The sequence below is a fragment of the Streptomyces albidicamelliae genome (assembly GCF_025642175.1).
GTDB classification, from domain to species: domain Bacteria; phylum Actinomycetota; class Actinomycetes; order Streptomycetales; family Streptomycetaceae; genus Streptomyces; species Streptomyces albidocamelliae.
The window spans coordinates 5,031,836-5,051,780 of the sequence record NZ_CP106795.1 but is presented as its reverse complement, the minus strand read 5'-3'; the positions used below and the strand labels follow the sequence as shown (position 1 = coordinate 5,051,780).

Below are 19,945 nucleotides of genomic sequence, written 5' to 3'. Positions count from 1 at the left end.
CGCCGGTGCCGGCGGGGCTCATCGCGTTCTACAGCTTTTCCACCGGCGCGTACCGCAGCAGCAGCCGCTTCGGCTTGGTGTCGCCGAAGTCGATCGTCGCCTCCGCGTTCCCACCCGTGCCCTTGACCGCGACGACCGTGCCGAGACCGAACTGGTCGTGGGTGACCCGGTCTCCGACGGCCAGCGCGACGACCGGCTTCTCCGCCGTGCGCCGCGTGGCGAACCCGGACGCGCCGGACGCCGAGGAGCGTGAGCGGGAGGAGGACAGCGAGGCAGCGATCCCGGAGGCCGGCCCGGAGGACACCGGCGCGGCGGCCCCCGTCCGCTTCCAGTCCACGTGGGTCGGCGGGATCTCCTCCAGGAAGCGGGAGGGCGGGTTGTACGACGGCTGGCCCCAGGCGCTGCGCATCGCCGACCGCGTGAGGTAGAGCCGCTCCCGCGCGCGTGTGATGCCGACGTACGCCAGGCGCCGCTCCTCCTCCAGCTCCTTGTTCTGGCCGAGGGCGCGCATGTGCGGGAAGACGCCGTCCTCCATGCCGGTCAGGAACACGACCGGGAACTCCAGGCCCTTGGCGGTGTGCAGGGTCATCAGCGTGATGACGCCGTCGCCGTCCTCCTCGTCGGGGATCTGGTCCGAGTCGGCGACCAGGGCGACCTGCTCCAGGAAGTCGGCGAGCGTGCCGGTCTCCCCCTCGGCGCGCTCCTGCTCGAACTCCAGGGCCACGGCGGCGAGTTCCTGGAGGTTCTCGATGCGGGTCTCGTCCTGCGGATCGGTGGAGGCCTGCAACTCGGCCAGGTAGCCGGTGCGTTCGAGTATGGCTTCCAGCACCGTCGCCGGTCCCGCCCCGGACTCCACGATCGTCCGCAGGTCCTCCATCAGCGTGTTGAACCGCTTGACCGCGTTGGTGGAGCGCGCGGCCATGCCGTACGCCTCGTCGACGCGCTTGAGCGCCTGGGGGAAGCTGATCTTCTCTCGCTGGGAGAGGGCGTCGATCATCGCCTCCGCGCGGTCGCCGATGCCCCGCTTGGGCACGTTGAGGATGCGGCGCAGCGGCACCGTGTCCTCGGGGTTGGCGAGCACACGCAGGTAGGCGAGGACGTCCCGGACCTCCTTGCGCTCGTAGAAGCGGACACCGCCGACGACCTTGTAGGGCAGGCCGACGCGGATGAAGATCTCTTCGAAGACACGGGACTGGGCGTTGGTGCGGTAGAAGACCGCGACGTCGCCCGCCTTCGCGTCGCCCGCGTCGACCAGGCGGTCTATCTCGTCGGCGACGAACTGGGCCTCGTCGTGCTCGGTGTCGGCGACGTAGCCGGTGATCCGCGCGCCCTGGCCGGCGTTGGTCCACAGGTTCTTCGGGCGGCGGGATTCGTTGCGCTCGATGACCGCGTTGGCGGCGGACAGGATGGTCTGCGTGGAGCGGTAGTTCTGCTCCAGGAGGATCGTCGTCGCGTCGGGGTAGTCCTCCTCGAACTGGAGGATGTTGCGGATCGTCGCGCCGCGGAAGGCGTAGATGGACTGGTCCGCGTCACCCACGACGCACAGCTCGGCCGGCGGCAGGTCGGACTCGCTGGGCGGTACGTCCACCGGGTGCGCGGCGGAGCCGACGAGCTCGCGGACCAGGGCGTACTGGGCGTGGTTGGTGTCCTGGTACTCGTCGACCATGACGTGCCGGAAACGGCGGCGGTAGTGCTCGGCGACGTCCGGGAAGGCGCGCAGCAGATTGACCGTCGTCATGATCAGGTCGTCGAAGTCGAGGGCGTTCGCCTCGCGCAGCCGCGACTGGTACAGGGCGTAGGCCTGCGCGAGGGTCTTCTCGAAACCGTCGGTGGCCTGGGCGGCGAAGTCCTCCTCGTCGATCAGCTCGTTCTTCAGGTTGCTGATCTTGGCGCTGAAGGACTTGGGCGGGTAGCGCTTGGGGTCGAGGTCCAGGTCACGGCAGACCAGGGCCATCAGGCGCTTGCTGTCGGCGGCGTCGTAGATCGAGAACGACGAGGTGAAGCCGAGCTTCTTGGACTCCCGGCGCAGGATGCGCACACAGGCGCTGTGGAAGGTCATGACCCACATCGCCTGGGCGCGCGGGCCGACGAGCTGCTCGACGCGCTCCTTCATCTCGCCCGCGGCCTTGTTGGTGAAGGTGATCGCGAGGATCTGGCCGGGGTGCACATGCCGCTCGGCGAGCAGGTGCGCGATGCGGTGGGTGAGCACGCGGGTCTTGCCGGAGCCCGCACCGGCGACGATGAGCAGGGGGGAGCCGGCGTGCACCACGGCGGCGCGCTGGTTCTCGTTCAGCCCCTCCAGGAGGGCCGCCGGGTCCAGCGCGGGGCGCGGGGCGCCGTCGCGGTAGTGGGCGTCCCGCTCCGGCGGCACGTCGAACTTCCCGCCGAACAGATCGTCCGGAATCGGCTCCGGCGCGTGATCGTGCTCGGACGGCGGCGGGGGTTCCTCGTCGTGCCCGCGAGGGGGCCGGAGGTCCGCCAGGAAGCTGTCGTCAAAGAGGCTGCTCATCGCTCTACGAGTCTAGGGCGCCCCACCGACAACCGGTCCCGGTCCCCGGAACATGGCCCGCGGACGGCCGTTCCCGGGCTCTTCCGCGACCGCGTCGATCTTCCGGGCGGGCCCCCTCCACACCCCTCACGCTGCGGAAGCGCCTGGTCACCCCCGTATAAACCTGACCTCAGGTCACAGAAATGTATCGGACAAACCTCGCACCAACCTTCACAGGAGACACACGAGTTGGCTAGGTTGCCGTCAGGCCGCACGACCCCACTCCGGCGAACGTCGCCGGGCCGCGCGGCCTCCGCCGAGTCCGGCGCGCCTCGCACGGCGCCCAGAGCCGGGGACCCACAGATCCCGGGGTGAATCGGCCGACTCCCACCCGGGACGACGCCGTAGGGCAACCCTTCCGAACCACCCGCCCGAACCCGACAGCTAACCCGGTAGGCGGCCGTTTGGAAGGAGTCGCCAGCCTTGGCGTCGCACCGCAAGCCGCGCCCCGGCGGCACCCGTGGACCGGGCCTGCGCGGGCCCGCTCTCGCCACCGCCGCCTTCACCTCCGTGGCCGTCCTGTCGCAGACGGCCGAGGCCGCCACCGACGACGGCAGGCCGAGCATGGAGGAGATCGAGAAGAAGATCGACGAGCTCTACCGCCGCGCCGACTCGTCTCCGGAGGACGAACCGGCGGCCAGGCAGCGAGCCCGCGAGGAGGAGCCGCGCCAGGAGAGCGCCCGCCGCGGGAACCGGCGCGCCAAGGCGCCGGAGGGGCGGGTGGCGTCCGCCGCCGGCCCGGACACGGCCGCCTCCCTCCTCGCGGAGTTCCCGCAGGACCACTTCGCCCAGAACAGGGTGATGAACCGGCTGGCCTCGCGCGTACGGGACACGGCCGAGCGCGGCAGGACCGGCAGGAGCCCGCGGACGCCGGACGCCGGCACCGACGCCGCTCCCTACGACGTGAAGGCCGCGAAGGCCGCCGTCCAGCGCAAGCTCGCCACCACGCGGGACCTGCTCTCGCGGCTCACCCCCCAGGAGCACGCGCGCCCCACCGAGCCGGACCCGGCACCCTGGGGTACCGCGCGCCCCGCCGAGCCCGACCCGACACCCTGGAGCGACGCACGCCCCGCCGAGCCCGACCCGGCGCCCTGGAGCGACGCGCGCCCCGCCGAGCCCGACCCGACACCCTGGAGCGACGCCCGGCCCGCCGAGTCCGACCCGACACCCTGGGCCGACGCGCGCCCCGCCGAGTCCGACCCGACACCTTGGGCCGACGCCCGGCCCGCGGTGCTCGCACAGGCGGCCTGGGAGGACGGGCCCTCCACGGCATCCGGCCCGGCGGCCTGGGAGGACGGACCCTCCACCGGCTCCACCCCCGCGACCTGGGAGGACGGGCTCCCCGCCGCTTCCGCCCCCGCGGCCTGGGAGGGCGGACTCTCCACCGGCTCGGCGCCTGCGACTCGGAATGGCGGACGCCCCGCCGCATCCGCCCTCGCAGCCTGGGAGGACGGGCTTCCCGCCGTACCCGCCCCCGCGACCTGGGAAGACGCCGGGCCGCAGACGTACGCGGCCGCGACGCCCTCCCCGGCACCCGCGCCTGCCGCGTCCGCGGCCTCGCAGCAGGCCACCAAGGCCGAGAAGGCGATCGCCTTCGCCCGTGCCCAGCTCGGCAGGCCGTACGTGAGCGGTGCCAGCGGCCCCGGTTCCTACGACTGCTCCGGCCTCACCCAGGCCGCGTGGAGGGCCGCCGGCGTCACCCTCCCGCGCGCCGCCCGTGACCAGGCCGTCGCGGGCACCCCGGTGGCCCTCGCCGACGCTCGCCCCGGTGACCTGGTCTTCTTCCACGAGGACAGCAGCCACGTGGGTCTGTACACGGGCGACGGAGCGATGATCCACGCCCCGGAACCGGGCGCCTACATCCGTGAGGAGCCCGTCCACCGGGGCGGCGAGGGACTCGTCCAGGGCGTGGTACGGCCGGCCTGACCACGCCCTCCCGCGCGTCCACGCGCGCGTGCCGGTGTTTTTGCCCGCTACGCGCGCGTGGCCTGCCCGGTCGGCCCGTCGCCGCTGCCTAGCATCGGCGCATGCCCGGCATCTCGGAATTGCGTGCATGGTGGGCGGGGTGGCCTCCCGCCGCCGGCGCCGCGGTCATGGCGACCGGCATCGTGTCGATGGGCCTGCACCTGTCCGGCGACGAGACGCTGTCCCGGGTGGTGCTGGTCCTGGCCGCGATCGCCTGGGTGGCGCTGGCGGCCGACTTCGTCATGCGGCTGGCCACCGACCGGCCGCGGTGGCTGGCCGACGCGGCGACTCCGGGCGCGCTGATGGCGGTCGCCGCGACGACCGTGCTGGGCACCCAGCTCTCGATGCTGGGCTGGGAGACCCTGGCCGCGGCACTGCTCGCGCTCTCGGCGCTGCTCTGGCCGGGGCTGCTCGTCTACGTGATGCGGCACTGGGCCCGGCGCATGCCGGGATCGGTCTTCCTGTGCTGTGTGGCCACACAGGGCCTCGCCGTGCTGGGCGCCACGCTGGCGGCGGCCGTCGAGACGGCGTGGCTGGCGCACACCGCGATGGTGCTGTTCTGGCTGGGGCTGGTGCTCTACGGCCTCGCCCTGCTCCGCTTCGACCTGCGGCAGGTGCTGGAGGGTGCCGGGGACCAGTGGATCGCGGGCGGGGCACTCGCGATCTCGGCGCTGGCCGGCGCAAGGCTGATCGCGGCGGGTGACGGGTCCATGTACCTGTGGAACCTGGACGACCGCGGCGTACTGCGTGACGTGACGGCGGCCCTGCTCGCGCTGGATCTCGCCGCGTACGTCGTGCTGCTGGTGGCCGAGGCGGTCCGCCCCCGGCTCCGCTACGACCTCCGGCGGTGGGCCACGGTCTTCCCGATGGGGATGACGGCGGCGGCGACGCTGTCCGTCTCCGCCGCCATGGACGCCCCGTGGCTCAGGGTGCCGGGGCAGGTGCTGGTGTGGGTCGGGGTGGCGGCGTGGCTGGCGACGGCCGTCGGCGCCCTGCGCACCGCCCGCGCCGGCGGCGGGCCCGGCTGACCGTCGGGTCCGGCCGGGCCCTCAGCCGCGGCGGCTCAGGTCCACAGGACGGCGATGAAGACGTTCGCCGTGGTCAGCGCGCCGACCAGGGCGAACAGCCCCTTGTCGACCCGCTCCTCGTCGCGCTTCACGTAGACCAGCCCGAGGATCACGATCAGCAGGGCCAGCTTCACGCCGATCTTGAAGGTGTTGACGTGGTGACCGTCGGCCTGGTTGAGGCCGACCAGGGCCACGCCGGTGACCAGCATGGTCGCGGCACCGTGCAGCATCCCGGGCACGAACCGGGCCGCGCCCTGGCCCATCGCCTTCATCTGGGTGAGGAAACCGCCGAGCAGCGCGGCGATGCCGATGATGTGCAGGCCGACGAAGAGATGGATGAGTACGTCCATGGAGCCGGAGCCTAGCCAGGGACCTGCCGGGTCCCTCGCACCGGGCCCCTTCGCACCGTCCTCACCGGCCGGCCCCCGGCGGGCCGTCTGCGGACCACCTGCGGGCTGCCTGCGGGCCGTCTGCGGGCCGTCGGAGCGGGCGTCCGGGTCTCGTCGCCGACCGCCGGAGATCTTGCATATATGCGCGCCATAGCACCACACGCATCCCGCCCGTCCCCCTTTCCGCGCTTCGGTCACCACGCTGCGTGAAGGTGTCGACTCCGGAAGGTCAACACGGTCACATACGGTCACTCCACGATCCGTCGGCGCCAGTTCCGTACACCGCGTTACCGACTCGTCACCGACCGGCCTAGCGTCCTCCCCCAGGTGACCGGCTCCCCACCGCCGCCCGGGCCAGGGGCGGCAGTCGGCCACCTCCGCCGAGAAAGGCCCGGCGGTGGCGCGCTCCCCCTGTACGGGCCGCCGCCGGGCACATCGACCGCTCGGTCGTACGAGTCCTACGGAAGGGACGTGACGGTCCAGGTGGCAGCCCACCGAAAGCCCCGGCAGAGTCCGCTCAGCGGCCATACGGTCCGGACGGCCGCCACCCTCGCCCTCGCGGGCGCCGCCACGGCCACGGCGTTCGACGGAACGGGCCACGCCGAGCCGCAACTGACGCCGACCCAGGTCAAGGCGAAGGTCGCCAGGCTGTACCAGCAGGCGGAGGACGCCACCGAGAAGTACAACGGGGCCAAGGAGAAGGCCGACACCGCCCGGCACCGGCTCGACGGGCTGCAGGACCAGGCCGCCCGCAAACAGCAGCGGCTGAACACGGCCCGGGACGCGCTCGGTTCGATCGCGGCGGCCCAGTACCGCGACGGCGGCATCGACCCGGCCTGGCAGCTGGCCCTCTCCAGCGACCCCGACCACTATCTGGAGGGCGCTGCCTTGGCGGAGCGGGCCGGCGACCGGCAGGCCGACGCCGTGTCCCGGGTGCGCGATCAGCTGCGGGAGATCGAGCGGCTGCGCGGCGCCGCACGGGTCGAGCTGAAGTCGCTGCGCTCACGGCAGACGGAGCTGAAGCGGCAGAAGAAGACCGTCACCGGCAAGCTAGAGGAGGCCCGGCGGCTGCTGTCGCGGCTCACTCCGCAGCAGCAGGCGGAGGCCACCGGTGACGGGACCGGGGCCGGGCGGGCTTCCCGGTCCGCGTCGGAGCCTCGAGACACACCGGAGCCGACCGCGTCCTCCCCGGCTCCCAACTCCCGCGCGGCGGCGGCCGTCTCCTACGCCTACGCCAAGCTCGGCAGCCCCTACGTGTGGGGCGCGTCCGGCCCGAACGCCTTCGACTGCTCGGGCCTCGTCCAGGCCGCCTACCGCTCCGCCGGCCTCTCCCTGCCACGCACCACCTACGCCCAGATCAACGCGGGCCCGCGCGTGTCCCGGTCGGAACTCCAGCCCGGCGACCTCGTGTTCTTCTACTCCGGCATCAGCCACGTCGGGCTCTACGTGGGCAACGGCCAGATGATCCACGCCCCCAACCCGTCGGCACCGGTCCGGCTGGCCCCGATCGACCAGATGCCGTTCGCCGGAGCCACCCGAGTGGCATGAGGGTTCCCCCAGGGGGATCAGACCAGCCGGCGCGCGGTCGCCCAGCGGGTCAGCTCGTGCCGGTTGGACAGCTGGAGCTTCCGCAGCACCGCCGAGACATGGGACTCGACCGTCTTCACCGAGATGAACAGCTGCTTGGCGATCTCCTTGTAGGCGTAGCCACGGGCGATCAGGCGCAGGACCTCGCGTTCGCGCTGGGTGAGCCGGTCCAGGTCCTCGTCCACGGGCGGGGCGTCGGTGGACGCGAAGGCGTCGAGGACGAACCCGGCGAGCCGCGGGGAGAAGACGGCGTCGCCCTCCTGGACCCGGAAGATCGAGTCGACCAGGTCGGTGCCGGTGATCGTCTTGGTGACGTAGCCGCGGGCCCCGCCCCGGATCACACCGATCACGTCCTCCGCCGCGTCGGAGACGGACAGGGCCAGGAAGCGCACCGGTTGCTCGGCGTCCGCCATCAACGCGGCACACCGGCGCAGCACTTCGACCCCGCCGCCGCCCGGCAGGTGGACGTCGAGCAGGACGACCTCGGGCCGGGTCGCGGTGATGACGGTGACCGCCTGGTCGACGTCCGCCGCCTCGCCGACCACCTCGACACCCGTCTCGGCGGTCTGCCCGATCTCGGCCTGGACACCGGTACGGAACATCCGGTGGTCGTCCACGAGCACCACGCGTACGTGCCGCCCGCCCGCGCCGCCGTCGCCCGGGCCGGCTCCTGCCGCATCCGCCGCTCCGGTCGTGCCGTTCGCCTCGGTCGCGTCGCTCATGACGTCTTCTCCGCCCTCTCCATCTCCAGCTCGACCTCCGTGCCGCCGCCCGGCACCGCCCGCAACCGGGCCGTGCCGCCGTTGCGCTCCATGCGGCCGATGATCGATTCTCTGACGCCCATGCGGTCGGCGGGTATCGAGTCCAGGTCGAAGCCGGGACCGCGGTCTCGCACGGACACGAAGACCGTCCTCCCCTCGACTTCGGCATAGACCTGTACGGCGCCGCCCTCGCCACCGTACTTGGCGGCGTTCACCATGGCCTCGCGCGCGGCCTGCATCTGCGCCGCCGTCCTCTCGTCCAGCGGGCAGTCGCCGACGACGACGACCTCGATGGGGACGCCGTGCTTGTCCTCCACCTCGGCCGCACTGCGCCGCACCGCCTCCGCGACCGTGTCCGGCTCGTCGGCCTCGTCCTTGCCGGTGCCCTCCGGCTTGTACAGCCAGGTGCGCAGGTCGCGCTCCTGGGCGCGGGCGAGGCGGCGCACCTCCCCGGCGTTGTCGGCGTTGCGCTGGATCAGGGTGAGGGTGTGCAGCACGGAGTCGTGGACGTGGGCGGCGACCTCGGCGCGCTCCTGGGCGCGGATGCGCATCAGGCGCTCCTCGGACAGGTCCTGGGTCATGCGGACCAGGTAGGGGCCGGCGAGCAGCGTGATGCCGACCAGAACGGCGAGCGCGGCCTGGAGGACGGCGCCGAGGTGAGCGGCCGAGCCCTGCAGGACGAAGATGGCGGAGACTCCGGCCGTGACGAGCAGGACGCCGCCGGCCGCCCGCAGCAGGGTGAGGGTGCGGCGCCGCCGGCCGACCTCGGCCCAGCGGGCCCGGCGGGCGTTGTCCGCCTGCCGCCAGACCAGCGCGACACCGGCCGCGACGAGCACGGCGGGCACCAGGTACGCCTTCGCCGCGTTGCCCATGTTGACGCTGCCCACGAAGACCACGGAGACCACGACCATGAGGAGCAGCGCGACGATCTGCCCCCGGTCCGGCTTGCGGGCCACGAGTCTGCGGCGGCCGTCCGGCGAGGTCTCCGTGCCGACGAGCGTCGGCGGCTTCTGCTCGCCCACACCGCCGACGCCGAGCGGGACGAAGAACCAGAACGCCGCGTACAGCAGGGCGCCGAGCCCGTCGGCCATGAAGAGCCCGACGAAGACGAGCCGCACCCAGATGACGGGCAGCCCGAGATGCCCGGCGAGGCCCCGCGCCACTCCGCCGAGCCAGCGTCCGTCGCTGCTGCGGTAGAGCTTGCGCGGCGGCCGCGGGTCGTCGAGGGGCAGGCTTGCGGCTTCCGGCATGGCAACGATGGTCACACGGCAGGCGGGACGGAGCATCAGGGTCGGTCCCCGAGACGCCCCTGATCTTCGCCGGGGTCGGGCCGGGGCGGGACCGGCCGGGGCGGTCCGGCGCCGGTCGAACGCTTCCCGGCCGCCTCTCAGGGCCGAATTCAGGGTTCGCCCAGGGTCGTCCCGACTGCCACGGCGGCGGCCGGGCCGTCACCATGGACGCATGACGGATCACGAGCACGCCGCGACGGGTCCGGGACCCGGCACCGGCCCGCGCCCGGCACCGGGTACCGGGCCGACGGATGCCGCGCCCGCCGCGACGGAGAGGACGGGAGCGGCCGGCCGGGGCCCCGCCGACGACCGGAGCCACACCCACGCCCGCACCGGCCCCCGCGCCGACGCGGGCACGCAGAAACCCGAAGACGACGCGGGCACGCAGGGACCCGGAGAGGGGCAGGAGCGGCAGCCGGGCGTCGGCGAGGCACCCGACCGGTTCCGGCGCGACCGTCGGCACAAGATGATCGCGGGCGTGTGCGCGGGTCTCGGGCGCCACACGGAGATGGACCCGGTGATCTTCCGGATCACCCTGGCCGTGCTGTCGGCGACCGGCGGCATCGGACTCATCTTCTACGGCTTCGCCTGGCTCCTCGTGCCCTACGAGGAAGAGGAGGAGAACGAGGTCCGCAAGCTGCTCACCGGCCGGGTCGACGGGCAGGCGCTGGCCGCCGTGCTGTTCGCCCTGGTCGGCTGCGGGATCTTCCTGACCATGCTGCGCAACGGCGGGGTGCTGACCTTCGCCGTGGTGCTCGCCCTGCTGCTCGCGGGCGCCGGGTACTGGTCGCGGCGCCGCGGTGACGCCGACCCCGACCCGCTCTCCGCGCAGGCCGCCGCCGATGCTCCGCCGGAGGCCCAGGCGCCGCCGGTCGTCGCCTCCTACCCGTCCTGGTGGCGGGACCCGATCGTGAAGGACGGCACCCATGTCGGCGGCACGGGCTATCTGTGGGGCCCCGACGACGCCCGGCAGCGGGACCTCGTCTCGGTGATCGACGTCGGCGTCGCCACACCGTGGAGCCATTCCGGTGCCGCGCAGCCGGCGGCGGCCCGGCCCGCGCCCCCGAGACCGCGTGGACCGCGCTGGATCGGCGGCTGGGTGTTCCTGCTTGCCCTGCTGGCGGGCGGTCTGGGCACCGGGCTGACCTGGCACACGCACCCGCTGGGCACCAGCCTGCAGACCGGTCTGGCCTGTGCCCTCGCGGTGTTCGGGCTGGGGCTCGTGGTCAGCGCGTTCCTCGGCCGCACGGGCGCCGGCACGGTGTTCCTCGCGCTGGTCACGGCCGCGCTGCTCGCCGGGGTGTCGGCCATGCCGAAGGACATCACCACGCACTGGCGGGACACCACGTGGAGACCCGCCGCGGCGGCGCGGGTGAGCTCGGACTACGAGCTCGGTACCGGGCGGGGCACGCTGGACCTGAGCCGGGTGAGCCCCGCGAAGGGACAGCAGGTCTCCACGAGCGCCCATGTGGGCGCGGGGCGGTTGAAGGTGATCGTGCCGACGGACGCGACCGTGCGGATGGGCATCGATGTGGGAGTGGGCGACATCCGGTTGCCAGGGGACGACAGGAAGGACGTGGACGTGCAGCCTGGCAGGCACAAGGACGTGACGCTCGAACCCACCGGGGGCGCCAAGGACACGGGCACGCTGGACCTCACCCTCGAGGTCGGTGTGGGAGAGGTGGTGGTCAGCCGTGCTGCGTCATGAGTTCGAGCCGGGGAAACTGGTCGCCGGTCTCTTCCTGATCGCCGCCGGTGTCGTGTACGCCGGGGACGCGGGCGGTCTGTGGGAGACCCCGTGGTTCGCGATCGTTCCGCTGGTCGTGGGCGGCCTGTGTCTGGCCGGGGCGACCGCCGTCGTGGCCCGGGGGATGCGCAGACGGGGCGGCGCCGAGGGCCGCTAGCGGTAGCCGCCGGACCGGCGGCGCCGGGTCCGCCAGGCCGCGTCCACGGAGAGATAGGGGGCGCCGGCGAGGATGAGGGGCAGCCAGGCCATCAGGTAGGCGAGGTCGTTTCCGTAGTAGTAGGGGCTCGTCGCCCAGCTGACCGTCAGCCACAGGCTGAGCGAGATCAGCGCGCCACCGAGGGCGGCGAGCCGGCCCAGCAGACCGAGCAGGGTGCCGATGCCGACGGCCAGTTCACCGAGGGCGATGCCGTAGCCGAAGCCGACGGGGCTCTTGAGGGCGAGGTCGATGAGGGCCGGGACGGCGGCGGAGCCGCGGGCCGCGCGCATGGTCTCGCCGATCGAGCCGGCACCGCCGGACTTCAGGAAGGCGCTGTCGGTGAGCTTGTCCAGGCCGGCGTAGACGAAGGTGATTCCGAGGAAGACGCGCAGCGGCAGCAGGGCGTAGTGGGCGGCGGTGTCCCGCAGTCCGCGGGGGCCGTCCAGCCGGGTCGAATGCGTGTCCGTCCGAATACCGTGAGTCATCGCTGCCAGCCACCTCTCAGCCCGCCCTGCCACCCCTCACTTGTCGATACGTATGACAGGCGGGGCCCGTTCAATCCTCTACCAGATGATTTTCCGGATTCAGGAGCCGGGCGCTAGCCGCGGCGGCGAGTGGGGGTGTGTCGGATGCGGACCAGGGTTCACCCGACGTGCGGGGCGGGCCTGCCCATCGGGCCGTCGCACCCCCGGCCGCCCGGTGGTTCACTCGGTCACCTGGACGACGCAGCGGTTGGTCGCCACCCCGGCCGCGGTCACCACCTGCACCTCCACCGAGCCCGGTTCCACCTCGGCCGGGACGGGCACGGTCAGGACGGTGTCCGTGGGATTGCGGAAGCCGCCCGCGACGGGGACGAGCGGTACGTGGACGTCGACCGCGCCGATGCGGACGACCATGCGCGACAGCCGGTCGGCGCTCTGCGCGCCGGGCGGGACGAAGCCGGTGCCCCGGATCTCGATGTCGTCGCCGGTGCGGATCGGCCCGTCCAGATCGCCGGGTTCGCGGGCGCGGACCACCGAGAGGACGGCCGGGCGGCCGCCCTCGGCGTACTTGCCGGCCAGGTAGGTCGCGGCCGAGATCAGCACGATCACGCCCAGCCCCCACGGCAGGTCGGGCAGCCGGTCGGGGCGGCGGGCGAGCCGTACGGCGGCGAACAGCAGCGCGACGGCGCTGATGGCGACGTACTGGATGTCGGCGAAGGCGCCCCGGCCGGAATCGTCGGTGAGCAGGTCGGCGGCGCGCGGCCGGTGGGCCGGCACCTTCTGCAGTCGCTGGGAGACGATGCGCAGGCCCACCACACGGCGGACCAGGACGGCGATGCCGCACACCACGGCGAGGACGGTCACGGCGCCCGCGCCGCGCGCCAGGCCCAGCCCGGAGATCAGCACGTCGCGCTCGGCGTGACCGGAGGCGGCGGCCAGCCGGACGGCCAGCATCAGGACGGCGTAGAGGACGAACAGCACCCAGCAGGCGGCCACCGAGCGCGAGGTGGACATCCGGTTGTCCTCGCCGATCACCGGGGCCAGCGCCCCGCCGCGCGCCCGGTGGAGCAGACAGCCGGCGGTCAGCGCGCCCGCGACGACCAGCGCGGCGAGCAGGGCAGCGGTACGGGCGCCGGTCCAGCCCGCGCCGATCGCGGTGAGCGCCTCGGCCAGCAACAGGGCGGCCACCGCGCCCCACACCACGCACAGGGTCCGCAGCCACAGCCGGGCGAGCCATGCCTCGCCCTCCTCGCGGCCGCGTTCGGCGACGGCCTCGGCCCGCTGGGTCAGTTCCTCGGAGACCCACTGGCGGGACGCCGAGGCCGAGTGCGCCACGGCCGGCGGCAGCCCCTGTCCGGCCGCGAACTCGTCGCGCCGGCGCAGGAACGCGGCGACCGCCCGCCGGTGTCCCTCCCGGGCGCCGTGCGGGCAGCCCCCGCAGGTGCAACCACCCTCATGGGCCCCGTCAGGGCCCGTGCCCCCTCTCGCTTCCTGCACCGCCACGCCCGACGCCCGCCTTCCCCACGGCCTTCCGACCCGGTCGGCGGCACCCGACGGTGCCCGCGCCACGGCCGATAACTCCCCTGTGTCGAGAGCGAATTGTGCCCTACGCAAGGCCCCGTGGGGTCACGGGACCGCGTCAATGAGGGTGAATCCGGAGGCGCCGGGTTGACCCGGCCGCGAGAAGTGCGCGGGGGCCTCAGCTGAGCAGGTCGGGTTCGCTGCGGCTGATGTCCTGCCACAGCGGCTGGTAGTTGATCCACGCGACGAGGTCGCCGCCGAGCTGTTCGCGGGTGGCGACGGCCTGCCGGTGGTCGATGAGCACCGGCCGCCCGGCCGCGCGCGCCATGAGCTGCACCTGACTGGACCGCTCCAGGGAGAGGAACCACCACGCGGCCGCGTCGACCGAGTCCCCGACGGTCAGCAGACCGTGGTTGCGCAGGACCAGCGCCTTGCGGGAGCCGAGCGCACCGGCGATGCGGCGGCCCTCCTCGGCGTCGACGGTGACCCCGCTGTAGGCGTCGTAGAGCGCCACGTCCTCGTAGAAGGCGCAGCTCTCCTGGGTGATGGGGTCGACCAGCTCGCCGAGCGCGGCGAGGGCGCGGCCGTGCACGGAGTGGCAGTGGGCGACGGCGACGACGTCCGGGCGGGCGGCGTGCACCTGGGCGTGCACGGTGAACGCGGCCTGGTTGACGTGGTAGCGGCCCTCGACGACCTGGCCGTCCTGGTTGGCGAGGACGAGGTCGCCGACGGTGACGTGCTTGAACGGCATCCCGAACGGGTTGACCCAGAAGCAGTCGGAGAACTCGGGGTCGCGGGCCGTGATGTGCCCGGACACCCCGTCCTCGAAGCCGTGGCGCCCGAAGATCCGCAGGGCCCCCGCGAGGCGCTCCTTGCGGTGCCGGCGTTCGTCCTCGACCGAGTCGTGCATCGGCGGCATGGCGAACTTCAGCTGGTCGGTGGGCAGCGGCGGGGGCGGGGTGGGCCCGTGCATAGGTCCTCCAGCGCTGGGATTGCGGTACGGGCCGGAAATTACCCCCGGTCGGCGCAAAAAGGCAGGGCTGTTCTGTAAAGATGACGCGCAGGCCGGATTCTCCGGGGAATCGGCGGCGAAATCCCGACAGAAGATGTCCGGTATCGGCGTCAGACTGCGGCCATGAGCCGGATGACCTGGGCGGCCTTCGCCGCCGCCGAACCCGATTTCGCCCGGACCGTCGAGCAGCGCTTCGGCGCGTTCCGGCACCACGTCCTCGCCACGCTCCGCAAGGACGGCTCGCCGCGCACCTCCGGCCTGGAGGCCGACTTCCGCGCGGGCGAGCTGTGGCTCGGCATGATGGACGGCTCCCTCAAGGCCCGTGACCTGCGCCGCGACCCGCGCTTCGCCCTCCAGGCGAACCCGGGCGAGGGTACGGACCTGGGCGGCGGTGACGTACGGATCGCGGGACGGGCGTACGAGGCCGGCGCGGAGACGAAGGCCTGGTACGTGGAAGAGGCGGAACCGCCGCAGCCGTTCCACCTCTTCCGCACCGAGGTGACGGAGGTCGTGCTGACCCGCGTCGAGGACGAGACCTACCTGGTGGTCCAGGTGTGGAAGCCCGGAGAGGCGGTGCGCACTCTCAAGCGGACCTGATCGCCCGGACTACTCCCACTCGATGGTGCCCGGCGGCTTCGAGGTCACGTCGACGACGACCCGGTTGACGTCCCGGACCTCGTTGGTGATCCGGGTCGAGATCTTCGCCAGGACGTCGTAGGGCAGCCGCGACCAGTCGGCGGTCATGGCGTCCTCGGAGGAGACGGGGCGCAGGACGATCGGGTGGCCGTAGGTGCGGCCGTCGCCCTGGACGCCCACGCTGCGGACGTCGGCGAGCAGGACCACCGGGCACTGCCAGATGTCGCGGTCCAGACCGGCCGCGGTCAGCTCCTCGCGGGCGATGGCGTCGGCCTCGCGCAGCAGGTCCAGGCGCTCCTTGGTGACCTCGCCGACGATGCGGATGCCGAGGCCCGGGCCCGGGAACGGCTGGCGCTGGACGATCTCCTCGGGCAGGCCCAGCTCCTGGCCGACCATCCGGACCTCGTCCTTGAACAGCTTGCGCAGCGGCTCGATCAGCTGGAACTCGAGGTCCTCGGGCAGGCCGCCGACGTTGTGGTGCGACTTGATGTTGGCGGTGCCGGTGCCGCCGCCGGACTCGACGACGTCCGGGTACAGGGTGCCCTGGACCAGGAACTCCACGGCCGGGCCCGCGTCGGCGATGATCTCGGCCTGCGCCTGCTCGAAGACCCGGATGAACTCGCGGCCGATGATCTTGCGCTTCTCCTCCGGGTCGGAGACGCCCTTGAGGGCGGTGAGGAAGCGCTCCTCGGCGTCGACGACCTTCAGCTGCACGCCGGTGGCCGCGACGAAGTCCTTCTCGACCTGCTCGGTCTCGCCCTTGCGCATCAGACCGTGGTCGACGTACACACAGGTGAGCTGGGAGCCGATGGCCTTCTGGACGAGCGCGGCGGCGACGGCGGAGTCCACCCCGCCGGACAGACCGCAGATGGCGCGCTTGTCGCCGACCAGCTCGCGGATCGCGGCGACCTGCTCGTCGATCACGTTGCCGGTCGTCCAGTCGGGCTTGAGGCCGGCGCCGCGGTACAGGAAGTGCTCCAGCACCTGCTGGCCGTGCGTGGAGTGCATGACCTCGGGGTGGTACTGGACGCCGTAGAGCTTCTTCTCGTCGTTCTCGAAGGCGGCGACCGGGACGACCTCGGTGGAGGCGGTGACGGTGAAGCCCTCGGGGGCGGCGGAGCAGGCGTCGCCGTGCGACATCCACACGTGCTGCTCGTCGGGGGTGCCCTCGAAGAGGGTGGAGGAGTTCTTGGAGACGTGCAGATCGGTGCGGCCGTACTCACGCGCGCCGGTGTTGTCGACGGTGCCGCCGAGGACCTGCGCCATCAGCTGGAAGCCGTAGCACATGCCGAAGACGGGGACGCCGGCCTCGAAGAGCTCGCCGTCGAGGCGGGGGGCGCCCTCCTCGTACACGGACGAGGGGCCGCCGGAGAGGATGATCGCCGCGGGGTTCTTGGCGAGCATCTCCTGGACCGGCATGGTGCTCGGCACGATCTCGCTGTAGACCCGCGCCTCGCGGACGCGACGGGCGATGAGCTGGGCGTACTGCGCGCCGAAGTCGACGACCAGGACGGTGTCGGGGCTGGCGGCAGTGGGAGTCGCTGATGACACGGGGTGCCTTCTGGTGGTCGGGCGGGGGTCTGTGCTACCGAGTCTAACGGGGAGGGCGGGGCGGCATCCCCGGTAAGGGGGCCGTGGCATACTGGCCCCATGTTCACGCAGACGACCTACGTCTTTACCTATGGCACCGGGCCCGCCGGCTGCCATGGTCGTGCTGCTTGAGCTGACGCCAAGCGACTTCCCAGGCGCCCCGGGCCGACAAGGCCCGGGGCGTCTGTCGTTCTCCGGGTTCCGCCGGCCCAGGGCCTCCGCCATCCCGAACGAGGAGCCCGACGTGACCACCACCAGCCCGGAAGCGATCACCAGCCCCGCAGCGGGCCCCACCACGGCGGCGCCCTCCGCGCCGGCGGCGGCCGGCGGTCCCGCACCGGCCACCGCGCCGGAGGCGGCCATCGCCGACGCCCGTGAGCGCATCGACGTGCTCGACGACCGGATCATCGGTCTCATCCAGGAGCGGATGGCCGTCTCCGCCGTCGTCCAGCGGACCCGCATCGCCTCCGGCGGCCGCCGCGTGCACCTGTCCCGCGAGATGGAGATCCTCGGCCGCTACCGCGACGCCCTCGGCAAGCCCGGCACCCCGCTGGCCATGACGCTGCTGGAGCTGTGCCGGGGTCGCATCTGAGTTCGGACCCGGTCTCACCCGTACGGCGCGTGACCGGCTCGCGCACCGCTTCGTTGAGGGGAGTGTCCGTGCCAGCCAGGGGCGGGCCCGACAGAACCACGCGTGGCTCGCTGGAGTGATGAGGCGTACGGGTCGTGCCGTACGCCGTGGGACCTCGCTCCAGGAAGTGACCGGACGGCAGGGGACAGCAGCCCGGTCACCCAAGAGAAACGGCCGGCTCCGGGGACGCCCGGGGCCGACCGGCGGAAAAACTGCAAATATGCACCAGTGCCGGGTCAAACGGTTGCGGATGCCGCGCTCATCCAGCACGATGCGTACAGCCCCAAGTCCCGGCGCAGACAACGGCATTGGGTGCACCGGCCGACCGCCACAGGTCGTGCCCGTCCGCCACGAGGCAACACGAACAAGCGGCGCAACCCCCCGGCGCCGCTCCCAGGCACCGGCGCCGCCCTGACGCCGGTGCTGACTGAAAGAAGGGCCCCGCGGCCTCTCCGTCCCGCGGGGCCCTTCGTCATGCCCTCGATCGCCCCACGACCGGACATGTGACCCACCCCACACGAGAAACCCGTGCGGCCCGGGCAACCCTTCCGCCCTTTCGCCGATCAAACCTGCCGGATCAAGAAACCGGTGCGCCGGATCACGAGACGGTGAGAGGGAGCTGCCTTCGGAGGGGGAGGCAGGTCCCTCTTCGCCGTTCCGGGCCCTCCGGCACCGGGCCCCCCGGCTCCCGGTCTCCCGCCTCCCGGCCTACTTCTTCGGCGGTACCGCCGGCATCCCGAGGAACGGCAGGCGCAGTGCGCCGAACGCCTCCGCCGGGACCGCCGGGGCCTGCGGCTCGACCGGCTTCAGCCGCTCGTACGCCGTCCCCACCGCCGGACGCGGGTCCTCCTCGCCCTTGTTCGGCCAGAAGGACATCGCCCGCTCGGCCTGCGCGGTGATCGTCAGCGACGGGTTGACACCCAGGTTCGCCGAGACCGCGGCGCCGTCCACGACCGAGATGCCGGGGTGGCCGTACAGCCGGTGGTACGGGTCGATCACCCCCGTCTCCGCGGAGTCGCCGATGGGGCAGCCACCCAGGAAGTGCGCGGTGAGCGGGGTGCCCATCAGCTCGCCGACGTTGCTGCCCGCGAAGCCGTTGATCTCGGTCGCGAGCGCGGTGGCGGCCTCCGTGGCGGCCTTGATCTGCTTGGGGTTCGGGGCGCCGTGCCCCTGGCGCGCGGTCAGCAGCCCCTTGCCGGGGCCGCCGGGCTTCAGGTACGTCGTGAGGGAGTTGTCCAGGGACTGCATGACCAGCCCGATGATGGTCCGCTCCGACCAGCGCCGGTTGGACAGGGAGCGGGCGACCAGCACGGGGTGCCGGGCCGCGTTCGCCAGCCACGCCAGCACGCGCGAGGAGCCCTCGGCGTACGGCACCTGGAGGATGGAGAGGCCGCCCATCGAGTTGGAGCCCTTGCCGTAGCGGACCGGCTCGATGTGGGTGTTCTCGTCGGGGTGGATCGAGGACGTGATGGCGACTCCGCGCGTGAAGTCGGCCCGCGGTTCGCCGGTCGCCCTGCGGTAGCGGCGGTCGTCGGTCTGCGCGCCGACCAGCGCCTCGGAGTTGGTGCGGGTCAGGTCGCCCAGCCGCTTCGACAGGTACGGCAGGTGGCCGGCGGCCTTCATGCGGTGCAGCAGGGTCTGCGTGCCGTAGGTGCCCGCCGCGAGCACCACCCGGCGTGCGGTGAGGACCCGGCCCGCGCCCTTCTTCTTCCGGTCGGTCGGCAGGGTCGCGACGGCGTACCCGCCGCGCGAGTCGTCCGTGACCGACACGACCGTCGTCATGGGGTGGACCACCGCGCCCGCCTTCTCGGCGAGGTGGAGGTAGTTCTCGTTGAGGGTGTTCTTCGCCCCGTGCCGGCAGCCGGTCATGCACTCGCCGCACTCGGTGCACGCCTTGCGGGCCGGGCCGGCCCCGCCGAAGTACGGGTCCGCCACCTCGCCGCCCGGCCGCGCCTTCGCCGTGCCGTCCGCGTCCTTGCCGTCGCCGAAGAAGACGCCGACCGGCGCGAGGTGGAAGGTGTCGCCGACGCCCATCCGCTGCGCCGCCGCCTTCAGGTGCACGTCGGAGGGGGTCATGGTCGGGTTGAGCCGTACGCCGAGCATCCGCCGTGCCTGGTCGTAGTACGGCTTCAGCTCCTCCTCCCAGTCGGTGATGTCCCGCCACTGGGGGTCGTCGAAGAACGGCTTCGGCGGCACGTAGAGCGTGTTGGCGTAGTTGAGGGAGCCGCCGCCGACGCCCGCGCCGGCCAGCACCATGACATTGCCCAGCAGGTGGATGCGCTGGATGCCGAACATGCCGAGCCGGGGGACCCACAGGTAGTTCCTCAGGTCCCACGAGTTCTTCGGGAGGCTGTCCCGGGTGAAGCGGCGGCCCGCCTCCAGGACGCCCACCCGGTAGCCCTTCTCGGTGAGGCGGAGCGCGGACACCGAGCCCCCGAACCCCGAACCGACGACGATGACGTCGTAGTCGTACCCGTCCTTGTCCCGGGTCTGGACGGACTTCTCCTGCGACACGTGCTCTCCT

The 19,945-nt window shown here is 72.8% G+C and carries 16 protein-coding genes and 1 riboswitch; of the genes, 7 read left to right on the top strand and 9 right to left on the bottom strand.

The features are described from left to right. Positions 1-28 precede the first annotated feature (28 nt). On the bottom strand, positions 29-2,509 hold the full coding sequence (pcrA, locus tag N8I86_RS23245; RefSeq protein ID WP_073888735.1) for a DNA helicase PcrA: 2,481 nt from the start codon (positions 2,507-2,509) through the stop codon (positions 29-31). Positions 2,510-2,818: 309 nt separating this feature from the next. Next, positions 2,819-2,963, top strand: a riboswitch (cyclic di-AMP (ydaO/yuaA leader). A gap of 8 nt (positions 2,964-2,971) precedes the next feature. Between pcrA and N8I86_RS23240 the strand changes: the two genes are divergently transcribed. Next, the gene (locus N8I86_RS23240; protein ID WP_263278616.1) at positions 2,972-4,474 is read left to right on the top strand and encodes a C40 family peptidase; all 1,503 of its coding nucleotides are present in this window, start codon (positions 2,972-2,974) and stop codon (positions 4,472-4,474) included. Positions 4,475-4,575: 101 nt separating this feature from the next. Next, positions 4,576-5,541, top strand: coding sequence for a tellurite resistance/C4-dicarboxylate transporter family protein (locus tag N8I86_RS23235; protein ID WP_073888733.1), 966 nt, complete (start codon positions 4,576-4,578; stop codon positions 5,539-5,541). Positions 5,542-5,576: 35 nt separating this feature from the next. Here the strand turns inward: N8I86_RS23235 and N8I86_RS23230 are convergent, their stop codons facing one another. Beyond that, complete coding sequence (locus tag N8I86_RS23230; protein WP_073888731.1) at positions 5,577-5,930, bottom strand: hypothetical protein; 354 nt, start codon at positions 5,928-5,930, stop codon at positions 5,577-5,579. 522 nt (positions 5,931-6,452) lie between these two features. Between N8I86_RS23230 and N8I86_RS23225 the strand changes: the two genes are divergently transcribed. Further along, on the top strand, positions 6,453-7,517 hold the full coding sequence (locus N8I86_RS23225; protein WP_263278615.1) for a C40 family peptidase: 1,065 nt from the start codon (positions 6,453-6,455) through the stop codon (positions 7,515-7,517). A gap of 17 nt (positions 7,518-7,534) precedes the next feature. On the opposite strand, the gene N8I86_RS23220 is transcribed toward N8I86_RS23225, so the two are convergent. Both N8I86_RS23220 and N8I86_RS23215 read right to left on the bottom strand, forming a co-directional pair. Next, positions 7,535-8,278 (bottom strand): LuxR C-terminal-related transcriptional regulator, encoded by a 744-nt coding sequence (locus N8I86_RS23220; protein WP_123436945.1) that lies wholly within the window; start codon positions 8,276-8,278, stop codon positions 7,535-7,537. Continuing rightward, a complete protein-coding gene (locus N8I86_RS23215) occupies positions 8,275-9,567 on the bottom strand; it encodes an ATP-binding protein (RefSeq protein ID WP_123439602.1) in 1,293 nt (430 codons plus the stop codon). Before N8I86_RS23215 ends, N8I86_RS23220 begins: the two co-directional genes overlap by 4 nt. Positions 9,568-9,778: 211 nt before the next feature. On the opposite strand from N8I86_RS23215, the gene N8I86_RS23210 reads away from it, so the two are divergent. Then, entirely contained in the window at positions 9,779-11,314 is a 1,536-nt protein-coding gene (locus N8I86_RS23210; protein WP_263278614.1) for a PspC domain-containing protein, read from the top strand. Further along, entirely contained in the window at positions 11,301-11,510 is a 210-nt protein-coding gene (locus N8I86_RS23205; RefSeq protein ID WP_073888725.1) for a hypothetical protein, read from the top strand. The genes N8I86_RS23210 and N8I86_RS23205 overlap by 14 nt, the downstream gene beginning before the upstream one ends. Here N8I86_RS23205 and N8I86_RS23200 read toward each other — a convergent pair. The 3 genes from N8I86_RS23200 to N8I86_RS23190 all read right to left on the bottom strand — a co-directional run bounded on the left by N8I86_RS23200 (position 11,507) and on the right by N8I86_RS23190 (position 14,525). Continuing rightward, positions 11,507-12,034, bottom strand: coding sequence for a DoxX family membrane protein (locus N8I86_RS23200; protein ID WP_263278613.1), 528 nt, complete (start codon positions 12,032-12,034; stop codon positions 11,507-11,509). The genes N8I86_RS23205 and N8I86_RS23200 overlap by 4 nt on opposite strands. Positions 12,035-12,253: 219 nt before the next feature. Next, on the bottom strand, positions 12,254-13,534 hold the full coding sequence (locus tag N8I86_RS23195; RefSeq protein ID WP_263278612.1) for a hypothetical protein: 1,281 nt from the start codon (positions 13,532-13,534) through the stop codon (positions 12,254-12,256). A gap of 196 nt (positions 13,535-13,730) precedes the next feature. Next, positions 13,731-14,525, bottom strand: a complete 795-nt coding sequence (locus tag N8I86_RS23190) for a class II aldolase/adducin family protein (protein ID WP_073888719.1) — start codon at positions 14,523-14,525, stop codon at positions 13,731-13,733. Positions 14,526-14,696: 171 nt separating this feature from the next. Here N8I86_RS23190 and N8I86_RS23185 point away from each other — a divergent pair, with 171 nt between their 5' ends. Further along, the gene (locus N8I86_RS23185) at positions 14,697-15,161 is read left to right on the top strand and encodes a pyridoxamine 5'-phosphate oxidase family protein (RefSeq protein WP_263280142.1); all 465 of its coding nucleotides are present in this window, start codon (positions 14,697-14,699) and stop codon (positions 15,159-15,161) included. A gap of 9 nt (positions 15,162-15,170) precedes the next feature. Here N8I86_RS23185 and guaA read toward each other — a convergent pair whose 3' ends face one another. Beyond that, a complete protein-coding gene (gene guaA / locus N8I86_RS23180) occupies positions 15,171-16,751 on the bottom strand; it encodes a glutamine-hydrolyzing GMP synthase (RefSeq protein ID WP_073888715.1) in 1,581 nt (526 codons plus the stop codon). A 283-nt stretch (positions 16,752-17,034) separates the two neighbouring features. Here guaA and N8I86_RS23175 point away from each other — a divergent pair, with 283 nt between their 5' ends. Next, positions 17,035-17,382, top strand: a complete 348-nt coding sequence (locus N8I86_RS23175) for a chorismate mutase (RefSeq protein ID WP_073888713.1) — start codon at positions 17,035-17,037, stop codon at positions 17,380-17,382. A 747-nt stretch (positions 17,383-18,129) separates the two neighbouring features. On the opposite strand, the gene N8I86_RS23170 is transcribed toward N8I86_RS23175, so the two are convergent. Beyond that, the gene (locus N8I86_RS23170; RefSeq protein WP_263278611.1) at positions 18,130-19,935 is read right to left on the bottom strand and encodes a GMC family oxidoreductase N-terminal domain-containing protein; all 1,806 of its coding nucleotides are present in this window, start codon (positions 19,933-19,935) and stop codon (positions 18,130-18,132) included. Between the last annotated feature and the right edge of the window lie 10 nt (positions 19,936-19,945).